Annotated in this window: 16 protein-coding genes; 4 read left to right on the top strand and 12 right to left on the bottom strand. The window is 70.2% G+C overall.

What is annotated here, in order from left to right:
• Positions 1-317 precede the first annotated feature (317 nt).
• Positions 318-2,090, bottom strand: coding sequence for an aa3-type cytochrome oxidase subunit I (ctaD, locus tag ACZ63D_RS11735; protein ID WP_182891010.1), 1,773 nt, complete (start codon positions 2,088-2,090; stop codon positions 318-320).
• Positions 2,091-2,225: 135 nt separating this feature from the next.
• Between ctaD and ACZ63D_RS11730 the strand changes: the two genes are divergently transcribed.
• Complete coding sequence (locus ACZ63D_RS11730) at positions 2,226-3,056, top strand: phosphotransferase enzyme family protein (protein ID WP_465354244.1); 831 nt, start codon at positions 2,226-2,228, stop codon at positions 3,054-3,056.
• Here the strand turns inward: ACZ63D_RS11730 and ACZ63D_RS11725 are convergent.
• Entirely contained in the window at positions 3,049-3,786 is a 738-nt protein-coding gene (locus ACZ63D_RS11725; protein ID WP_465354243.1) for an alpha/beta fold hydrolase, read from the bottom strand. The two genes, ACZ63D_RS11730 and ACZ63D_RS11725, sit on opposite strands and share 8 nt — an antisense overlap.
• Between ACZ63D_RS11725 and ACZ63D_RS11720 the strand changes: the two genes are divergently transcribed.
• On the top strand, positions 3,785-4,363 hold the full coding sequence (locus ACZ63D_RS11720) for a GNAT family N-acetyltransferase (RefSeq protein ID WP_465354242.1): 579 nt from the start codon (positions 3,785-3,787) through the stop codon (positions 4,361-4,363). The genes ACZ63D_RS11725 and ACZ63D_RS11720 overlap by 2 nt on opposite strands.
• 663 nt (positions 4,364-5,026) lie before the next feature.
• Here the strand turns inward: ACZ63D_RS11720 and ACZ63D_RS11715 are convergent.
• Positions 5,027-6,049: a pyridoxal-phosphate dependent enzyme gene (locus tag ACZ63D_RS11715; protein ID WP_465354241.1), complete on the bottom strand. Its 1,023-nt coding sequence runs from the start codon at positions 6,047-6,049 to the stop codon at positions 5,027-5,029.
• Between the two features lie 89 nt (positions 6,050-6,138).
• Positions 6,139-7,107, bottom strand: a complete 969-nt coding sequence (locus tag ACZ63D_RS11710; protein ID WP_465354240.1) for an ABC transporter substrate-binding protein — start codon at positions 7,105-7,107, stop codon at positions 6,139-6,141.
• A 126-nt stretch (positions 7,108-7,233) separates the two neighbouring features.
• Here ACZ63D_RS11710 and ACZ63D_RS11705 point away from each other — a divergent pair, with 126 nt between their 5' ends.
• Both ACZ63D_RS11705 and ACZ63D_RS11700 read left to right on the top strand, forming a co-directional pair.
• Positions 7,234-8,250, top strand: coding sequence for a FecCD family ABC transporter permease (locus ACZ63D_RS11705; protein ID WP_465354239.1), 1,017 nt, complete (start codon positions 7,234-7,236; stop codon positions 8,248-8,250).
• Positions 8,247-9,209 (top strand): FecCD family ABC transporter permease, encoded by a 963-nt coding sequence (locus ACZ63D_RS11700; protein WP_465354238.1) that lies wholly within the window; start codon positions 8,247-8,249, stop codon positions 9,207-9,209. Before ACZ63D_RS11705 ends, ACZ63D_RS11700 begins: the two co-directional genes overlap by 4 nt.
• Before the next feature lie 20 nt (positions 9,210-9,229).
• On the opposite strand, the gene ACZ63D_RS11695 is transcribed toward ACZ63D_RS11700, so the two are convergent.
• The 8 genes from ACZ63D_RS11695 to ACZ63D_RS11660 form a co-directional block, all read right to left on the bottom strand.
• Positions 9,230-9,898: a hypothetical protein gene (locus ACZ63D_RS11695; protein ID WP_465354237.1), complete on the bottom strand. Its 669-nt coding sequence runs from the start codon at positions 9,896-9,898 to the stop codon at positions 9,230-9,232.
• 189 nt (positions 9,899-10,087) lie between these two features.
• Positions 10,088-10,693, bottom strand: coding sequence for a serine O-acetyltransferase EpsC (epsC, locus tag ACZ63D_RS11690; RefSeq protein WP_465354236.1), 606 nt, complete (start codon positions 10,691-10,693; stop codon positions 10,088-10,090).
• A gap of 3 nt (positions 10,694-10,696) precedes the next feature.
• Entirely contained in the window at positions 10,697-11,707 is a 1,011-nt protein-coding gene (locus ACZ63D_RS11685) for a pyridoxal-phosphate dependent enzyme (protein ID WP_465354235.1), read from the bottom strand.
• An 8-nt stretch (positions 11,708-11,715) separates the two neighbouring features.
• Positions 11,716-14,625 (bottom strand): type I polyketide synthase, encoded by a 2,910-nt coding sequence (locus ACZ63D_RS11680; RefSeq protein WP_465354234.1) that lies wholly within the window; start codon positions 14,623-14,625, stop codon positions 11,716-11,718.
• Positions 14,622-15,812, bottom strand: a complete 1,191-nt coding sequence (locus ACZ63D_RS11675) for an NAD(P)/FAD-dependent oxidoreductase (RefSeq protein ID WP_465354233.1) — start codon at positions 15,810-15,812, stop codon at positions 14,622-14,624. The genes ACZ63D_RS11680 and ACZ63D_RS11675 overlap by 4 nt, the downstream gene beginning before the upstream one ends.
• A complete protein-coding gene (locus tag ACZ63D_RS11670; RefSeq protein ID WP_465354232.1) occupies positions 15,809-16,558 on the bottom strand; it encodes a thioesterase II family protein in 750 nt (249 codons plus the stop codon). The genes ACZ63D_RS11675 and ACZ63D_RS11670 overlap by 4 nt, the downstream gene beginning before the upstream one ends.
• The gene (locus ACZ63D_RS11665) at positions 16,555-18,201 is read right to left on the bottom strand and encodes a (2,3-dihydroxybenzoyl)adenylate synthase (protein WP_465354231.1); all 1,647 of its coding nucleotides are present in this window, start codon (positions 18,199-18,201) and stop codon (positions 16,555-16,557) included. Before ACZ63D_RS11665 ends, ACZ63D_RS11670 begins: the two co-directional genes overlap by 4 nt.
• The gene (locus ACZ63D_RS11660; protein WP_465354230.1) at positions 18,198-18,455 is read right to left on the bottom strand and encodes an acyl carrier protein; all 258 of its coding nucleotides are present in this window, start codon (positions 18,453-18,455) and stop codon (positions 18,198-18,200) included. Before ACZ63D_RS11660 ends, ACZ63D_RS11665 begins: the two co-directional genes overlap by 4 nt.
• Positions 18,456-18,518: the final 63 nt, after the last annotated feature.

The following is an 18,518-nucleotide window of genomic DNA, read 5'->3' as shown; positions in this document are numbered from 1 at the left end:
CTCCCGCCCTCGGGGGGGGGGGGGGGGGGGGGGGGGTGGGGGGGGGGGGGAGGGGGGGGGGGGGGGGGGGGGTCCTGCCCCCCCCCCCCCCCCCCCCCCCCCCCCCCCCCACGACGTCGTCCGTCGGCGCGACCCACCGCCACAGTCCCGCTCGCACCGCCCGGCGCGCCCTCGGCCCGGCAGATCTCGGCCCCGGCAGCCTCTCCGGTCTCACTGCTCCGGCAGCCCGCAGCGCTGGCCTCGGCACGAAAACGGCGCGTGCCCGGCCGAGAAAGTCCTCGACCGGGCACGCGCCGGTTAAATCCTGCGAGCGCCGGTTACTGCTCGCTCGCGTTGTCCTTGCTGTGGTCGCCCGGCATGGTGGCGTCCACGAGCTTCTGCGACGGGGCCCCGACGTGCTTGGCCTTGCCGAAGAAGCCGATCTCGCCTTCCGCGTGGAGGCGTTCGACCATGTGCGGGTAGTGCAGTTCGAACGCGGGCCGCTCGGAGCGGATCCGGGGCAGTTCGGTGAAGTTGTGCCGCGGCGGCGGGCAGGACGTCGCCCACTCGAGCGAGTTGCCGTAGCCCCACGGGTCGTCGACCGTGACGATCTCGCCGTACCGGTAGCTCTTGAACACGTTCCAGATGAACGGCAGCGTGGACGCCCCGAGGATGTACGCGCCGATCGTGGAGATCGTGTTCAGCGTGGTGAACCCGTCGCTGGCCAGGTAGTCCGCGTAGCGCCGCGGCATGCCTTCCGCGCCCAGCCAGTGCTGCACCAGGAACGTGGTGTGGAAGCCGATGAACGTGGTCCAGAAGTGCCACTTCCCGAGCTTCTCGTCCATCATCCGGCCGGTGATCTTCGGGAACCAGAAGTAGATCCCGGCGAAGGTCGCGAACACGATCGTGCCGTAGAGGACGTAGTGGAAGTGCGCCACCACGAAGTAGCTGTCCGACACGTGGAAGTCGATCGCCGGGGCGGCCAGCATGATGCCGGTCAGACCGCCGAAGAGGAACGTGACGATGAAGCCCATCGAGAAGATCATCGGCGTCTCGAAGGACAGCTGGCCCTTCCACATCGTGCCGATCCAGTTGAAGAACTTCACGCCGGTCGGGACCGCGATGAGGAACGTCATGAAGGAGAAGAACGGCAGCAGGACCGCACCGGTCGCGTACATGTGGTGCGCCCACACCGCCACCGACAGCGCCGCGATCGACAGCGTCGCGAAGACCAGGCCCTTGTAGCCGAACACCGGCTTGCGGCTGAACACCGGGAAGATCTCCGACACGATCCCGAAGAACGGCAGCGCGACGATGTAGACCTCTGGGTGGCCGAAGAACCAGAACAGGTGCTGCCACAGGATCACCCCGCCATTGGCCGGGTCGAACACGTGGGCTCCGAGGTGCCGGTCCGCCATCAGGCCGAACAGGGCCGCGGTCAGGATCGGGAACGCGAGCAGGATCAGGATGCTCGTGATCAGGATGTTCCAGGTGAAGATCGGCATCCGGTACATCGTCATGCCGGGCGCGCGCAGGCAGACCACCGTGGTGATCATGTTGACCGCGCCCAGGATGGTGCCGAGACCGGACACCGCGAGGCCGGCGATCCACAGGTCGGCTCCGACGCCGGGCGAGTGAATGGCGTCCGAGAGCGGCGTGTAGGCGAACCAGCCGAAGTCGGCGGCGCCGCCGGGCGTCAGGAAGCCGGAGAGCACGATCAGGCTGCCGAACAGGAACAGCCAGTAGGAGAACGCGTTCAGCCGCGGGAACGCCACGTCGGGCGAGCCGATCTGCAGCGGCAGGATGAAGTTCGCGAACCCGAACAGGCTCGGCGTCGCGTACAGCAGCAGCATCACCGTGCCGTGCATGGTGAACAGCTGGTTGTACTGCTCCTGCGACAGGAACTGCTGGCCCGGCTGGGCGAGCTCCGTCCGGATGAGCATGGCCATCGCGCCGCCGATCATGAAGAAGGCGAACGACGAGACCAGATACATGATCCCGATCTGCTTGTGGTCCGTCGTGCGGAACAACCGCAGCAGGTACGAACCCTTTGCCGTCTCGCGCGCGGGATACGGGCGCGTTGCGATCGGCTTGGGGGCTACGGCCGTCACTCCTGCCTCCAACACTGCAACCTTGTGGTGGTCAACTTCGGGGCGCTCGGGCTCAGGCGGGCCTGATCCGGGCGGATAGGGGGATCGTAGCCCTCGGTACCGACAGTCGCTCGCACCGGCTGCTTAGATCACCGCATGACCGACCCGTACCGCACCGCGGCGGTCTCCGCCGCCCTCGCTGTCGGCCGCCGGTTCGGCCTCCCCGCCGGCTCTGCCGAGGTGCTGCACGAACGCTCGAACGTGCTGGTGAGAATGGGTCCGATCGTGGCGAGGGTCCCGGCCACCACCCGGCTGCTGCGGCCGGACGCGACCGCGTGGCTCGAGCGGGACGTCGCCCTTTCGGCCTACCTCACCGAACGTGGTGTGCGCGTCGTCTCACCGGCTTCGGATCCCCCGGCCGGACCGCATTTCGCCGAGGAATTGCCGGTCACGCTCTGGCACTGGACCCCGCACGATCCGGATCATCGGCACGGGCCGGGCGAGACCGCCCGGTCGCTCGCCCGCGTCCACGCCGCGTTGCGCGACTATCCGGGAGAACTGCCCTCCCGCGGCCCAGTCGGCGAACTCCTGGACACCGTCGCCCGCAGCGGCTCGCTGCTGGACGGCTTCGCCGACCGGATCCGCACGGAAACCGAACGTCTCGCCGCGCTGTTGCCGTCCCATCCAGTCCAGGCGCTCCACGGCGACGCGCACCCCGGCAACCTCATCGAGACCGCCGACGGCCCGTGCTGGCTCGACTTCGAGGACACCTGGCGCGGACCACTCGAGTGGGACCTGGCAATCCTCGCTCAGCAGGGCGGGCCGGAGTTCCTTGCCGCGTACCCGGGCGAAGCGGACGAAGCCGTCCTCGCGACGTGTACGCAGCTTCGCGCGCTGTTCGTGGTGGCATGGCGGTTCCTGATCGCACAGCGTTTCCCGCACCGCCTGGCCGAAGCGCGCGCCGCGGCGGCCGAGTACTTCAGCTGAGCCAGCCGAGGATCGCTTCGACCACGCCTGCCGGGTCCTCTAGCGGCGTCAGGTGGCCGACGTCCGGGAGGACGGCGAGGGTCGCGTCGGGGAGCGCTTCGACCATGGTGTTGGCAGCGTCGAGCGGCGTGATCGCGTCGCGCTCCCCCACGATGACGAGCGCCGGGACGTCGGTTTCGCGCAGCAGGTCAACGGAATCGGGCCGGTTGCGCATCGCCCGCGCGGCCCAGGCGACCCCGGACGGCGGCTGCGCGTCGATCAATTCGCGCACGCGCGCGAGGACGTCGCCGGACGCGGTGTCGGCCAGCAGGTTCGGCAGGTTCCCGTCGGCCAGCCAGCCCTTGACGCCCTCCGCCTCGGCGCGGTTCGCGACGTCGAGGCGGGTCTGCGCGGCTTCGGGGGTGTCCGCGGTGGCTTTGGTGTCGATGAGGATCAGACCGCCGACGCGCTCGGGAGCCTGCCGCAGGACGGCCATCGCGAGGTAGCCGCCCATCGAGCAGCCGCCTAGAACCACCTGATCGAGTTCGAGCTTGTCGAGGAGCGCGACGACATCCCGCGCGGCGTCGGCCAGATCCGGCTCGGCGTCAGTTTCCGGCAAGGGGCTCCGGCCGAGGCCGCGCTGGTCGGGCGTGATGACCCGGAGGCGCTCCGCGAGCGGCGCGCGGACCGGGTCCCACATGCGGGCGTCGAGCGGGAAAGCGTGCAGCAGCACCAACGGCAGTTCGGTCATGGCGGAGATTGTCGCTGCTTTTTCGCGGCGATTTTTGTCGGACCCCATCGTTAGGGTCGGGGGCGTGACAGAGATCGTAACGGAAAGGCTGGTGCTGCGGCACTTCGTGGAGACCGACCGGCAGGCAGTCGTGGAGATCCAGAACGACCCGGAGACGAACCGGTACAACCCGCGCCCGCCGGACACCGCGACCACGCTGGTGATGTTCGACAGCTGGCTCGAGCACTGGGCGGAGTTCGGGTACGGGTACCTGGCGGTCCGGGAGCGGGGCAGGCCGGAATCCGCCGACGGGTCGGACGTGATCGGCATGACCGGGGTGCGGAACCGGGAGTTCCGGGGCGAGAAGGTGCTGAACCTGGCGTACCGCTTCCGTCCGTCGGCGTGGGGGAAGGGGTATGCGGTGGAGGCGGCGCGAGCGGCGGTGGAGTGGGCGGAACGGGAGATTCCGGCGATTCCGGTGCTGATCAGCGTGGCGGAGACGAACACGCCGTCGCTGCGGGTGGTGGAGAAGCTGGGGTTCACGGAGTACGTGGAGGAGGAGTACGACGGGGCGGTTTCCCGGCATTTTCGGCGGTGAGGGGGGCGATGGTGATGGGCCGGAGGGGTGAGGAAGAGCGGGGGCGGTGAGGTTGGGGCCGGGCGAACGGCTGGGAAAGAGCAGTGTGGTGGAGGAAAGCGGGGCCAAGGGGTGACGCGGTGGTGGACTAGTTCGAACGGGGCTGCTCGCTGTGGCACGGTGAATTGACGTGGCGCGGCGGTGACCGGTTGGGAGCGGGCCGGGCGGGCGCGAGGTGGTGGCATCGCGAGGCTTCGCTTTTTCCGCTTCTGGCAGAGGGGCGCGGGGCAACACCGGTTGCCGCGGCGGCGATTCTCGGCGCGGACGGGCGGGTGCGTGCAAAGCAGCGCCCCCTGCACTGGGCTTCACGAGGCAGCGCCGGTAACCGCGGCCACGCTACCCGGAACGGCCGGGCGAGCGCGGAATGGCATCATCTCCGCGCAGCCTTCGACCAGCGACACCGCTTCCCCATCACCCTCACCGGGCGGCCGGATGAGCGCGAGGCAACAGCATCTCCGCGCAGCCTTCACCCGGCGACGTCAATACCGGCCCCCGCCCACCCGAAACCCCGCCGGGGCGAACTCCGCCTCCGCCAAACTCTCCGCAAGCCCTTAGACCCACGCCCACCGGCAACCCCCGGGAACGCGGGCCCAAGACCCAAACGCGAGCCGAGATCAGCGCACCTCAAAGCCGGTTGGCGTTCTTCCAATCCTCCGCGGTCCCGGAGTCCGCGAACAGCGTCACCACTGTCTCGTCCGGGGTGCGGGTCGCGGCCAGGCGGCGGGCGGTGAGCCAGTTGGCTGCCGCGGAGCCGCCGATTTTGGTGCCGGTGGCGGTGTGGAAGTCGCGCATGCTGCGGAGGACCTCGGGGTAGGACACGGTCTGGTGCTGGACTCCGGGGATCAGGTCGCTGACGAAACGCTGGCGCATCCCGTATCCCAGGCCGCCCGCGCCGGGGAACTTCGAGGTTTCGTTGGGCGGGCTCATGGTGCCGAAGGGAAGTTCCGCGGGGGTGACCGCGACGACGGTCAGGTCGCCGTATTCCGTGCGCAGGGCTCGGGCGACTCCGCCGAGGGTGGCGCCGCTGCCGACGGCGGCTACCCAGGCGGACGGGCGGCGGCCGGCGAGCTGGGTGATGATTTCCTGGCCGGTGAGGAACTGGTTCACCGCGAAGTTGTGCAGGTCCCGGTGCTGGGCGACCATCGTCCAGCGGGGGTCGGCGTCGGCGATTTCCTTGGAGAGCTTGAGGAAGCCCAGCACGAATTCCGAACCGCGGGAGAATTCCACCGACGCTCCGGTGCCTCGAATCTCCTCGACGACGCTTTCGGCCATCGAGCTCGGCAGCACGACCTTGATCGGGATTCCGGCCAGTTTCCCCAGCTGAGCCAGCGCTCGCGCCATGTTCCCGCCCGAACCGGCGACGATGCGCAGATCCTCCAGGCGGTCGGCGTTGGCGTTCACCGCACCGCACAGCAGCGAGTAGGCGGTGCGGTCCTTCACCGAGCCGAACGGGTTCTCGAACTCGTACTTGGCGAAGATCTTCGCGCCGCCTTCCGGCCCGGGGACCTCGACGAGCCGGGAATGGCCGAGCCGGTCCCGGAATTCCTTCAACGCCGGGAACTGCTCCAGGGTCAGCCGCTCGTCGAACATCTCGTCCAGCGGCTCGCCGATCGTCAGGTCGATCACGTCCTGGTAGGCGTTCGTCATGACTCCTCTTTCTCGCCTGGGAAACCGCGTCGAACTGTAGTCGCTTTCTCTTGCGTATCAACGTTTTTCGGTGCGCAAGGCTGAACACTTCAGCCGGTCAGAGCGCGGGTCAGGCCAGTCAACTGGGCCGCGGCCGCGCGGTAGCTCAAGGGCGGTTCGGGTTGCCAGGAATGAACTCGCCCGGTCCGGACGGCGGCCTGGCGTTGCCAAAAAGGATGACCGGCGACGTCCGCGGGCTGCAGGCTCGTGGCGCGAGCGTCCACCATCAGCACGTCCGCCGGGTAGCGCAACGAGTTTTCCCAGGACAGTTTCAGCATGTACTCGCCGCCGGGCGGCAGCACCACCGGCACTCGGAGCGCGAGGTACTCCCGCAGCAACGGCCATCCCGGGCGGGCGATCCGGATCCCGTCCGGGTCAATAGAAACGAACTGCACCCGAGGCGCTCGAGCAGCAACCGCGCGCAGTTCAGCACGCGCCCGCAGGTATTGGGCGCGCTGCGCCTCGACTCCGGACGCGCCGAGCGAAGCGGCCAGGTCGCCGAATCTGCGCAGGGAGTCCGGTAGGTCGGTCGCGTAACTTTCGAAGGACGCCACTGGGCAGAACTTCCGCACCTGCGCACCAATCCCCGGGTCGAGCTGGGAAAGGCCGTACTGCAAGGAATCCAGCACCAAGTCCGGACGCAGTGCGCCTGCCCGCTCGACGTTCAGCTGCCCCCACGCGGAGCCGAGAACGACTGCACGGTCAAGATTTCCCAGTACGGAGTGATCGAGTTTGCGTCCCTGTGTCAGAATTCCGCCGTAGACGCCATCGACGTCGAGACCGTAATCGTGCAGAGTGCGGGCCACTGTGGCGTAGGCGATGATTCGTCTTGGCACAGAGGGGAAATCCAGGCGGAGACCGGTGTCGTCAACCACGGTCCACGGGCCGGGCGGCACCTGCCGGACTGGACCGGCATCTGCGGAATCTGACATCAGCCGTGGTGCGACGACGGCGGCTGCCGCAGCGACTCCGCCGAAAAGCACGGTGCGCCGGACCGGCTTGCCCGCACCCCTCGTCATCGAACCTCCTGTGCCACAGGGAAAGTGTTCGTCCGTCCCAGTCGGACACTTGCCCGAATTAGGGTCGCCTAACCATAATCCGGCTCCTGCGAACGGAGAAGCCGCTCGCCTTCTCCGGGGATGAACATGGGTCAGCGAATATCCGCTCCACACCGGGTCGCGGTCCGGCTCGGCACGGGATGGTTCGGCGTGCTCGTGGCACTGGCGATCGTCGCACTGGTCAGCGTGTGCGCGGGCGCGGAATTCATTTCCCCTGGCACAGTTCTGGAAGCGTTGCTGCACTACGACCCCGCCCGGCTGGACGAGCTCGCGGTGCGGACCCTGCGGCTGCCTCGCACGCTCGTGGGACTCGCGGCGGGGGCCGGACTCGGCCTGGCTGGCGCGATCCTGCAATCCTCGGTGCGAAATCCGCTGGCGGACCCGGGAATCCTGGGCATCAACGCCGGAGCGGCGCTGGCGATAGTCCTCGGCCTGACCGCTCTGGGTTCATTGACCGGATCGTCTACCACCTGGCTCGCCCTCGGCGGTGCCGCGCTCGCCGCGATCGTGGTGCACCTGCTCGCGCACCGGTCGCGCGGGCCGGTAACGCTGCTGCTCGCCGGAACCGCGCTCACCGCGATTCTCACCTCCGCGACCAGCGCCATCCTGCTGACCGACGGCGGCACGTTCGCGCAGTTCCGGTTCTGGCAGGTCGGTTCCCTGACCGGACACCCGGTCTCGGTGCTCCTTTTCGGCACCGCGCTGCTCGTGCCCGCGCTTGGCTGCGGCCTGCTGCTGGGCCGGACGCTCAACGTGCAATCGCTGGGCGACGATCTCGCAGTCGCGCTGGGACACCGAGCCGTCCCGGCGAAACTGCTGGCGAGCGCGGTGGTCGTGGTGCTGTCCGGAGTTTCCACCGCGATCGCCGGGCCGATCGGTTTCCTCGGACTGCTGGTGCCGCACCTGGCGCGGCTGATCACCGGGCCGGATCAGCGCTGGGTGCTGCGGTATTCGGTGCTGCTGGGTCCGCTGCTGCTGTTGCTCGCCGATCTTCTCGGCCGGTTCGCGGCCGGAACCGCCGAGCTGCCCGCGGGAGTGGTGACCGCGGTCCTCGGGACACCGATGGTGATTGTGCTGGCCCGGCGCAAGAAGCCCCTGACATGAACCGAACCATCCGCCTCGCTCTGCCCAGCCTCGTCGCCTGTCTCGTGATCGCGGGGCTTCTCTACGGCGACTTTCCGCTGTCGCCCATGTCCGTCCTCCGGGCGCTCGCTGGAACCGCTGACCCTCGCGACGCCTTCTTCCTGCTCGACGTCCGGCTCCCCCGGCTGCTGCTCGCCGTGACGACCGGCGCTGCTTTCGGCTTGGCGGGCGCGATTGTGCAATCCCTGGTCCGCAATCCGCTCGCCAGTCCGGACGTGCTCGGCACGACCTCCGGCGCCGCCGCGGCCGCGGTGTCCGCGTTGCTGCTGCTCGGCTGGACCGGGCCAGCTGTGTCGGGAGCGGCGTTGGCCGGCGGGCTGGTCACCACCGGCGTGGTGCACCTGCTGGCCACCGCGCGCGGGCGGAATCTCGTCCTCATCGGCGTAGCTGCCGCGGCGCTGCTGGCGGGCGGGGTGTCGTGGCTGCTCACCGTCGGCGAGGTGACCGAAGCGCAGGCGGCGCTGGTGTGGCTCACCGGGACACTCGACGGCCGGTCCTGGCCGGAGCTCGGGCCGTTGCTGTGGTTCACGATCCCGGCTGTGGTGGTCGTCGTCCCCTTGGCCCGTCCGCTGACGCTTCTCGGGCACGGCGACGACCTCGCCCGCTCGCTCGGGGTCGCGGTGGGCCGGACCCGGTTCTTCCTGACAGTCGCGGCCACGGTCCTCGCCTCGGCCGCCACGGCGGCGGTCGGACCGGTCGCGTTCGTGGCGCTCACCGCCCCGGCGTTAGCCCGGCTGCTGACCGGCCGCCGGGAGCCGTCGCTGACCGCCTCGGCGTGGCTGGGCTCGGCGTTGCTGCTGCTGGCCGATCTGCTCGCGCGGTCGCTGAGTTCACCCGCGGAAATCCCGGTCGGAGTGGTGACCGGGATGATCGGCGGCGGGTATCTGCTGTTCTTGCTCACCGGCCGGGGAACGCGGTGAAGAAATTGCGTCGAAACCGTTCACACGATGGTTTCGCACTCTTCGATCGAGGCCAGCAGGAAATCGCAGCCGTCGGCGCAATCGTCGACCCGCAGCGAAACGTTTCCGATCACCCGGGAAAGATCCGCGGCCATCCGGCGCAGTTCCCGTTCAGCGGGCGCGGCGACACCGGGACCCGTGCTGAGCCGGCGAATCCAGCTCAAATCCTGCGCCGCCCAGGAAAGCAGCGCGCGGTCGTCCAGCCTGCCGTCCAGCGCCAGCAGCTGGTCGACCCTCGCCCGCAGCGCGCGGACCATCAGCGGTTCGACCGCGACCGACGCCGGGGCGGGCGGGCAGACGTCGCGGGTCGCCAGCGCCGGCCACAGGTCCGCGAGCCGGATTTCCTCGCCCAGCTCGGCGGAAAGGATCGAGGCGACCACCGCGGGCAGCGGATCGCGCGGGGTGACCCCGCGCAGCCAATGATAGGGAGCCTTGGCACTGATCGTGCCCGCCCCGAGCCTGCGATTGATCTCGCGGGCGAGCCGGTCCGGCGACCAGGACAGCCGCCGCAGGCACGCGCCCAGAACGCCTTTCGCCGCCGGCGAGACCGAAGGCCGCGAACCCGGCCGAGGCGAACCGGACGGAGCGGCGACCGGGCCGGTCCGGCCCGCGCGTCCGCGATTGAGAGCATTGCCTTCCGGGCCGGGCACATGACCTACCCGAATCGGATACCGTGTCTGCACGAAATCCCCCACATCCGCCGGATCGCGACGTCTTGCCTCGATGCTAACGGACCGGCCGCGCCGCGACAATTGATCATCGTCGGTGAGCTGCCTCACGAATACCGGGAAAATTCCTTCGCGGCGGTTTTTTCCGCTGTCCGATTCGAGTTCCCTTCCTTACGCGGTCCGCGGAACGGCGAGCACTTTGCTCCCCGCGGGCACGTCGGACACCACGAGCGCGGTCGCGCCCACGAACGAATCGTCGCCGACCTCGACCGGGCCGAGCACCGTGGCTCCGGCGCCGAAGGTGACCCGGTCGCCCACCGCCGGATGCCGCCGTTCGCCCGCGGTCCTGCGGTTGTCGCGCCACCAGCCGACCGCGCCGAGCGTCACGTGCTGGTACAGCGTCACGTCTTCGCCGACGACCGCGGTCTCGCCGATGATCACCCCGGTGCCGTGGTCGATGAACAACCGGCGGCCGACCACCGCGCCGGGGTGGATCTCGACGCCGGTGAGCACCCGGGCGAGATTGGTCAGCAGCCGCGCGGCGATCCGGTGCCCGCGCCGGTAAAGCAGGTGCGCGACGCGGTGGATCCAGACCGCGGGCAGCGTGGAATGGGCCAGTGCCTCGGCAAGGGTGTCGATCGACGGATCTCGTTCGACGATCGTGCGGAGGTCTTCGCGCATCCGGGCGAGCACCCCGATGCGATCGGGCTCCGCGGCGGCGGCACCGGACGCGGCGCGGCGCGGCGGCGCCGGGCTGACAGACCGGACAGTGACCATCGTTCAGCCCTTCCCCTTCGTGTTTTCCCAGATGTCGGCTACTGCGGTGACCTCGTGCGGGCCGTCCGGGAACACCGTCACGACGACGTCCTCCGGTTTCAGCTTCGCGGCGACCTCGCGGGTGACGAGCCAGTTCGCCGCCGAGGCCGGGCCGATTTCCCGGCCCGTCGCGGCCCGGAATTCCCGGACCCCGGCGCGGGCCTCGGCCGCACTCACGCTTTCCGTTGCCAGGTCCGGCAATTCGCCCTCCACGAGCGGTTGCCGGTAGCCGTGGCCGAGCCCGGCCCACCCGGGCAGCCCGGACCTCGGCGCGGCCGCCGACCCGTAGGGCAGTTCCGCGGCGGTCACCCCGGTGACGACCGGGTCCGCGCCCGTCGCGCGGAACGCCCGGGTCACCCCGGCGAGACAGCCGCCCGGGCCGGTGCCGCACACCCACGCCGCCGGGACGAGACCGTCGAGCTGGCCGATGATCTCGCGCCCGGTGACGAATTCGTGGATCGCCACGCAGACCGGATCACGATGCGCGGCAAGGAGAAGCCACTCCGGTTCGGCTTCCGCGATCTGCTCGGCCAGCGCGATCGCGGCGAGCAGCCCGCCTTCCGGATCGGCCCGCTCGATCCGCACGCCCGCCCCGTCCGGGCCGAGCGGAACTTCCTCGGCGAGCACCAGCCGCAGCGGTACGCCGATCAGCGAACGCAGGTGGCTCAGCGCGCGAGCCAGCTCCGGCCCGGCCGCGGCGACGAACCGCGGTTCGCCGCGGGAGGCGCCGATCGCCTGGCAGACCAGTGCGTACGCCACCCGGTCCGCGTCGGATCCGGTCGGGTTCTCGTATTCGTGTTTGGCCAGCACCCGGGCCCCGCCCGCCGGTCCCGGCACTTCGGCGAGCCGGGTCAGGCCGAGCCCGGCCCGGAAGGCGCGCAGCCGGGGAAACCGGGACAGCGGAACGCTTTCCCGGAACAGCGAACCGTGCGGCTCGGGCAGGGCGGTCCCGTTCGGGAACCGTCGCGTGGACACCACGCTCTTCACTCCTTCGGCTCAGCGGGCACGGTTTTTTCCAGCGCCTCGGCGAACGCGGCCGGGGTCGGCCGCGTCAGCACGTCCGGCAGCGAGATCTCGCGGCCGAGCGCGGCGGCGAGACCGGCGCGCAGCTTCGCGGCGAGCAGCGAATGGCCGCCCAGTTCGAAGAAATCGTCGTGCACGCCGATCGGCCGGTACTGCAGGACGTCCTCCCACACCGCGACGATCCGGCGCAGCAGTTCGGTGTCCGGCGCGGCGAACTTCCCGCTCAGTTCGGCCGGCCGGGACGCCGCTTCCTCCACCGGGACCGCGACTGGTTCCGCCGTGCCCGGCTGCCGGCCGATCCAGTACCGCTGCCGGGCGAACGCGTACCCGGGCAACGCGACCGGCTGTCCGGCCCCGTCGTGCACGGCTTCCAGATCCACCGGGCATCCCCGCTCCCAGAGCGCTCCTGCCGCGCCCAGCAGCACCTCCAGCTCGGGCCGGTTTTCGTTCGGCCGCGGCATAGTGCGCGCCACGGCCACCCGGTCGCCGAGCGTCGCCCGCGCGAGCGTGCCGAGCGTGGCCCCGGGACCGACTTCCAGCACCAGCCCACCGGCCGCGCCGGCGAGCGCCGCGGCGAAGCGAACCGGTTCCCTCGCGTGCGCCGCCCAATACCCGGGATCGACGGCCTGCTCGTCAGTGAGCAACGCCCCGGTCACCGCGGAGAACACCGGCACCTCGGGCTTGTTGAGCCGTGCGGTACCGAGGAAATCGGCCAGCTTCGGCACTACCCCGTCCATCATCGCCGAGTGGAAGGCGTGCGAGGTGTGCAGCGGCTTGTGCGGAATCTCCTGCCCGGCAAGAACATCCGCGCATTTCGCGATCGCTTCCGCGGGCCCGCTCAGCACGCACAGCTCCGGCGCGTTGACCGCGGCGACCGTGACATCGCCGGGCAGCAACCCGGTGATCCGCTCCTCTCCCGCGGAAACGGCGAGCATCACCCCCGGCGGCTGTTCCGCCATCAACCGGCCGCGCTCCGCGACGAACCGGAGTGCGTCCGGCAGCGACAGCACCCCGGACAAGCAGGCTGCGACCAGTTCGCCGAGGCTGTGGCCGACCATGGCGTCGGCGTGGCAATCCCAGCGGAGCAACTGGCGCGCGAGTGCGTAGGAGGTCACGAACAACGCTGGTTGAGCGAGTTCGGTCGCCCGCAACCGTGCGGGATCGGTGTCCGGTGAGAACATCAGCTCCCGCAGGTCGACGCCGAGGCGAGGCGTCAACTCCCGCACGCATTCGTCGACGACCTCGGCATAAGCAGGCAGTTCGCGGTAGAACTCCGCGCCCATCCCGGGGTATTGCGCGCCTTGACCGGGGAACATCCACACCACTCGCGGCTTGTTCGCGGCCACCGCCGATCCTGGAGCGGCCAGAACGGTGGACGACTCGGACACCACCACCGCCCGCCGGTATCGCCAGGTTTCCCGGCCGCGGCGCAATGTCGCGGCGACGTCCGCGATAGCTGGCGCGTCCGGCTCCCGCAGCACCGCGGCGAGGTCACCGGCCATCGTCTCCAGCGCTTCCTTCGTTTTCGCCGACAGCACCAGCACTTGCGGACGGCGAGCCGGCGGCGTCGGCTCCGGCTGGGCCGCTTCTTCGAGCAGCACGTGCGCGTTGGTCCCGCCGATGCCGAAGGCGCTGACTCCGATCCGGCGCGGCAGCCCGCCGGTCTCCCACTCCTGCGCCTCAGCCCGCACCACGAACGGCGTGCTGGCGAAGTCGATCGCCGGATTCGGCTCGGCGAAATGTGCCGTCGGGGCCAGAACTCCGTTCTGAAGCTGGAGAATCGCCTTGATCAACCCGGCGATCCCGGCCGCGGACTCCAGGTGCCCGACGTTGCCCTTCACCGAACCGACCGTGCAGAACCCGGTGCGCGAGGTGCCGAACGCCCGGCTCAGCGCGGTGATTTCGATCGGGTCGCCGATCGGAGTCGCGGTGCCGTGCGCTTCCACCGCGGTGATCGTTTCCGGGGCGAAGTCCGCGTCCCGCAACGCCGCGCGCACCACTGCCTCCTGGCCGGCGGCGCTCGGCGCGGTGAAGCCGACCTTGCCCGCGCCGTCGTTGTTCGCCGCCGATCCGGCGATCACCGCGAGCACCCGGTCCCCGGCCTCGACCGCGTCGCCGAGCCGTTTGAGCACCACGACCCCGACGCCGTTGCCGAACACCGTGCCGGAGGCCGCCGCGTCGAACGGACGGCAATGTCCGTCCCGCGAGAACACCATGCCGCGTTCCCAGCGGTAGCCGACCCGGTGCGGAACCCGCACGCACACCCCGCCGGCGAGCGCGAGCTCGCATTCGCCCGCGCGCAGCGCCCGCACCGCCTGGTGCACCGCGACCAGCGAACCGGAGCACGCCGTCTGCACGCTCACCGCCGGACCGGTCAGGCCGAGCCGGTGCGCGACCCGGGTGGCGAGGTAGTCCTTGTCGTTGTGGATCTGCAGCTCGAAAACCTCCGAGCCGAGCACCACCGGACGCCCGCCCAGCAGGTTCGACATCAGGTACGCGGGCATTCCGGCCGAGGCGAACACCCCGCCGCCGCTCGCGTCGCCCGGCCGGATGCCCGCGTTTTCCATGGCGTGCCAGGCACATTCCAGGAACACCCGGTGCTGCGGGTCCAGCAACGCCGCCTCCCGCGCGCCGAAGCCGAAGAAGCGGGCGTCGAACAGATCGTGCTCCGCCAGCATCGCCGCCACCGGCACGTAATCCGGGTGCGCGATCTCCTCGGCCGGCACGCCTTCGGCGAGCAGTTCAGTTTCGCTGAGCGGAGCGATGGATTCGACCCCGTCGCGAAGGTTGCGCCAGAACGCCGCCGTGCTGGTCGCGCCGGGGAACCGGCCCGCCATGCCGACGACGGCGATCCGCTGGTCCGCACTCACTGTGCGGCGGCCCGGAGGCCGGTGAGCGCGTGCCGGGCGATGTCGTGTTCGGTCTTGCCCTGGGAAAGCAACTCGGCGCAGATCCGGCCGAACAGCGGGACCAGCTTGAAGGCCCAGCCTCCGGCGGCGACCACGACGTGCTCGCCGCCGTCCACCAGGCCCTCCGCGGTGCCGAGGTAGAACTGCCGCTTCGGGTCCCCGGGCAGCACCGCGAGACACGTGCCGGTGGACACCGGTTCCGGGTCGAGCCACGGCATGTGCGCCCGCACCCAGTCCGACACCCGTTCGACGTGCGCGGGCCGCGGACGGCCGGTGGCGAGATCGGCGTCGGCCAGCGCGTCCACCTCGAAGTCCGGGCCGAGCCGGGCGAGGCCGTCGTTCGCCCACGGGTTGGGCGGGAAGCCATAGAACAGGTTGGTGTCCTCGGCGGTCGGTTCCTGGAAGGCGAACCAGAACGGCCTGCGCACGCCGTCGCCGTTGTCGCGCAAGGTCACCAGCGCCATCTCGTAGGTGTGCAGGTCCAGTTCGCCCGCGCCCCACGGCCGGATCAGCTCGTTGACGTGCGCGTTCGCCGCCAGCACCACCTTGTCCGCGCGGTAGGTCGCCCGGTCGCTGCGCACCACGACGCCGTTCGAGCCCGGCTCCACCGCGAGAATTCGTTCCGGAGACTGCATCCGCACGCCGTTGAGGTGGCATTGCTGCACCAGGGCGGCCAGCGTGCCGCGCACGTCGATGGCTCCCCCGCTCGGCTGCAGGAAGCCCTCGAAGTGCGCGGGCAGGTTGCGGAAGCCGTAGCGGCGCTCGATTTCCTTGCCGGACAACCATTCGTACGGCACGGACAGCTCGTCCATCGCGGCCGCGGTGTCGGCGATGTGGCCTTCGTTGGTCGGCACGTGGGTGTCGCCGAACCACAGGCTGCCCAGTTCGTGCACGAGAGTGCGCCCGGTGTCGGCCTCCAGTTCCTTCCACAGCGGCGCGGTGGCCAGCGTGAGCCGGAAGATGTCCGGCTGGGTGTACTGCACTCGCCAATGCCGTTCGCCGCCGCTGGAACCGCAGCTCTCGTTCAGGAACCCGAACCGGTCGGTGACGAGCACGCGCGCCCCGCCGACCGCCGACCGCCACGCGGCGGACAGGCCGATCGGGCCGCCGCCGACCACGATCACGTCGAAGTGTTCCTCGGCACTCATGCCAGTACGTCCTCTCGTCGAAGAATTCCGGTGATCGCGGCGACGGTCTCCGCCGCCGCTTCGCGAAGGTAGAAATGGCCGCCGGGGAAGACCGTCCGGTCGAATCCGGCGCGGCACCACGCGGCCCAGCCCGCGACCTCTTCCGGCCGCACCGCCGGATCGTCGGCCCCACAGAACGCACTGACCGGGACGGTGATATCCGCCGTTCCCGGCCGGTAGGTCTCGACCGCTTCGTAGTCGGCGCGGACCAGCGCGGCCACGAACGCGCTGAGCCGCGAATCGGCCCGGATGCCGGAGGTCCCGCCGGCCAGCCAGTCGATGAGGTCCAGCACCGCCTCGTCGCCGAAGTCGCGGACGCCGCGGTCGGGCAGCAGCCCGGGCGGGAACTGACTGGACACGATCAATCGCCGCGGCGAGGGAAAACCGTTCTGCCGCAATACATTCACCAGTTCGTATCCGACCAGCGCGCCCATGCTGTGGCCGAACACGGTGAACGGCGCTTCGAGCACCTCGGCCACCGCGTCGGCCACGCCTTCGGCCAGCTCGACCAGATCGGTGAGCGCGGGCTCGCCGATCCGGTCTTCCCGGCCCGGATACTGCACGGCCAGCAGTTCGACGTCCGGCGGGAGCAGTTCCCGCCACGGCCGGAACGCCGACGCGCCGCCCCCGGCGTGCGGAAGGCAGACCAGCTGCTGCCGGACCGGGCCTTCACCGGAAAGCCGTTTGATCCACGCGGAGCCGGTCATCCCCGCGCCCCGCTCAGCGTCGTGGCGTCCCGCAGCCCGGCCGCTTCCCGGCGCAATGCCGCTTTGTTGACCTTGCCGGTACCGGTCAGCGGAAGCGCGTCGAGCACGACGAGATGTTCAGGGAACTTGTACCGCGCAAGGCCCTGTCCGTCCAGGAACTTCCGCACCTCGCGCAGTCCGGGACATTCGGCTCCGGCGGCGGGAACCACGCAGAGGCAGACCGTTTCGCCGTGGATCTCGTGCGGCACGGCGACCCCGGCCGCGTGCGCGATCGCGGGATGCCGCAGCACCATCGCTTCCAGCTCCTCGGCGGAGATCTTCTCGCCGCCACGGTTGATCACGTCGCGCAGCCGGCCGAGGATCTCCAGGTTGCCGCCGGGATCGACGCGCACGAGGTCGCCGGTGCGGTAGAAACCGTTCGGGGTGAAGGCTTCCGCGGTCGCCTCGGGATTCGCGTAGTACCCGGCCACGGTGTAGGGCCCGCGAGTGAGCAATTCCCCTTCCTCGCCGGGTTCGACGTCCGAACCGTCCGCGGCGACCACCCGGATCTCGTCCTCGGGCAGCAACGGCCTGCCCTGGGTGTCGCGGATGACCTCGTCCGGGTCGTGCAGGCGGGTGTAGCAGAGCAGCCCCTCGCTCATGCCGTAGCACTGCTGCACGGTGACGCCGAGTGCGGCGCGCAGTTCGTCGGCAGTCCCGGGCGCGAGCCGGGAGCCGCCGACCAGCAGCACGCGCAGAGACGACAGGTCGCGGCTGGTGCGCTTCGCTTCGGCACTCCAGCGCAGCGCGACCGACGGCACCAGCGTGCTGTGCGTGACCCGCTCCCGTTCGATGAGTTCAAAAGCACCAGAAGGGGATTCGGGCGAACTCAACACCACCGTCGCCCCGACGGACAACGCACCGAGAATGCCCGGGCAGTTCATCACGAAGCCGTGTTCGGCGGGCATCACGACGAGGTTCACCGAGTCGCGGGTCATCGCGTTCACGATGAGCGCGTGCCGGATCATGCAGCCGTAACCCTCGTGCGTGCGCGCGATCGCCTTGGGCAAACCGGTCGTGCCGCCGGAAAGCAGGAACACCGCCGGATCCGACGGTGCCGCAGCGGGCTGCCACTCGCTCGGCGTTTCCTCGCCGGGTTCGCACAACAGCGCGAGATCCACCTCGTCCCCGGCGGTCTCCGCACCCAGCACGAGCAAGTTTTTCAGCCCAGCATGGCGTTCCCGCAGCCGCCGGGCGACGGTCAGCGCTTCCCTGCGCCGGCCGGTCGCGTCCACCGCCAGCAGCACCGGCTCGGTCACCGCGACGACGTGGTCCAGTTCGTGTTCGCGGAAAGCAGGCAGGATCAGCACCGGCGCGGCGCCGAGTTCGAGCGCCGCCAGCACGAGCACGACGTACTCGGCACGGTTGGTCAACGCGACGGCGATGCGATCGCCAGGACGCACGCCCAGCCCGGCGAGCCGGTCCCGCGCCACGCCCACCGCGTCGCCGAGTTCCGCGTAGCCGATCCGGCGCGCGCCGTCGACCACGGCACACCGGCCCGCCGCTTCGGCGAACTGCCGCCGGATCGGCTCCACCACGAGTTCGTCGTTCCACAGCCCGGATTCCCGGTACCGCCGGGCGCGTTCCCCGGTCACCCCAGTCATCGGGCCACCGCCGCGCCGGCCAGTTCGGCGAGCTGGCCGAGGGTGTAGTCCTCGGTGTCCCACAGGTTCACCGCGAGCCCGAACCGGGCGGTGAGCTCCAGCTGCAAGTCGGTCGTCTCGACCGAGCTGAGCGCGAGGTCCGCGCGAAGCCGGGTCGAGGAGTCGGCCTCGGCCAGGGTTTCGGCATCGAGACCGATCTCGGTCAGCAGGTCGAAGATCTCTTCCACGGCCGGGGCCGGGTGCGAGGATGGCACAGCTCTCCATACCTTTCACGGTTTTCTCCCGCGTCCGGGCGCGCGGGAGTGCGGAACGGGCCG

Source organism: Amycolatopsis sp. NPDC104775 (assembly GCF_055583325.1).
This window is presented reverse-complemented; position numbering and strand designations above follow the sequence as displayed.

Bases quoted from the DNA above. Each gene is read 5' to 3' on its own strand.
- ACZ63D_RS11730 (WP_465354244.1), top strand. From the start codon at position 2,226: ATGACCGACCCGTACCGCACCGCGGCGGTCTCCGCCGCCCTCGCTGTC.
- ACZ63D_RS11720 (WP_465354242.1), top strand. From the start codon at position 3,785: ATGGCGGAGATTGTCGCTGCTTTTTCGCGGCGATTTTTGTCGGACCCC.
- ACZ63D_RS11725 (WP_465354243.1), bottom strand. From the start codon at position 3,786: ATGACCGAACTGCCGTTGGTGCTGCTGCACGCTTTCCCGCTCGACGCC.
- ACZ63D_RS11715 (WP_465354241.1), bottom strand. From the start codon at position 6,049: ATGACGAACGCCTACCAGGACGTGATCGACCTGACGATCGGCGAGCCG.
- ACZ63D_RS11710 (WP_465354240.1), bottom strand. From the start codon at position 7,107: ATGACGAGGGGTGCGGGCAAGCCGGTCCGGCGCACCGTGCTTTTCGGC.
- ACZ63D_RS11705 (WP_465354239.1), top strand. From the start codon at position 7,234: ATGGGTCAGCGAATATCCGCTCCACACCGGGTCGCGGTCCGGCTCGGC.
- ACZ63D_RS11700 (WP_465354238.1), top strand. From the start codon at position 8,247: ATGAACCGAACCATCCGCCTCGCTCTGCCCAGCCTCGTCGCCTGTCTC.
- epsC (WP_465354236.1), bottom strand. From the start codon at position 10,693: ATGGTCACTGTCCGGTCTGTCAGCCCGGCGCCGCCGCGCCGCGCCGCG.
- ACZ63D_RS11675 (WP_465354233.1), bottom strand. From the start codon at position 15,812: ATGAGTGCCGAGGAACACTTCGACGTGATCGTGGTCGGCGGCGGCCCG.
- ACZ63D_RS11670 (WP_465354232.1), bottom strand. From the start codon at position 16,558: ATGACCGGCTCCGCGTGGATCAAACGGCTTTCCGGTGAAGGCCCGGTC.
- ACZ63D_RS11665 (WP_465354231.1), bottom strand. From the start codon at position 18,201: ATGACTGGGGTGACCGGGGAACGCGCCCGGCGGTACCGGGAATCCGGG.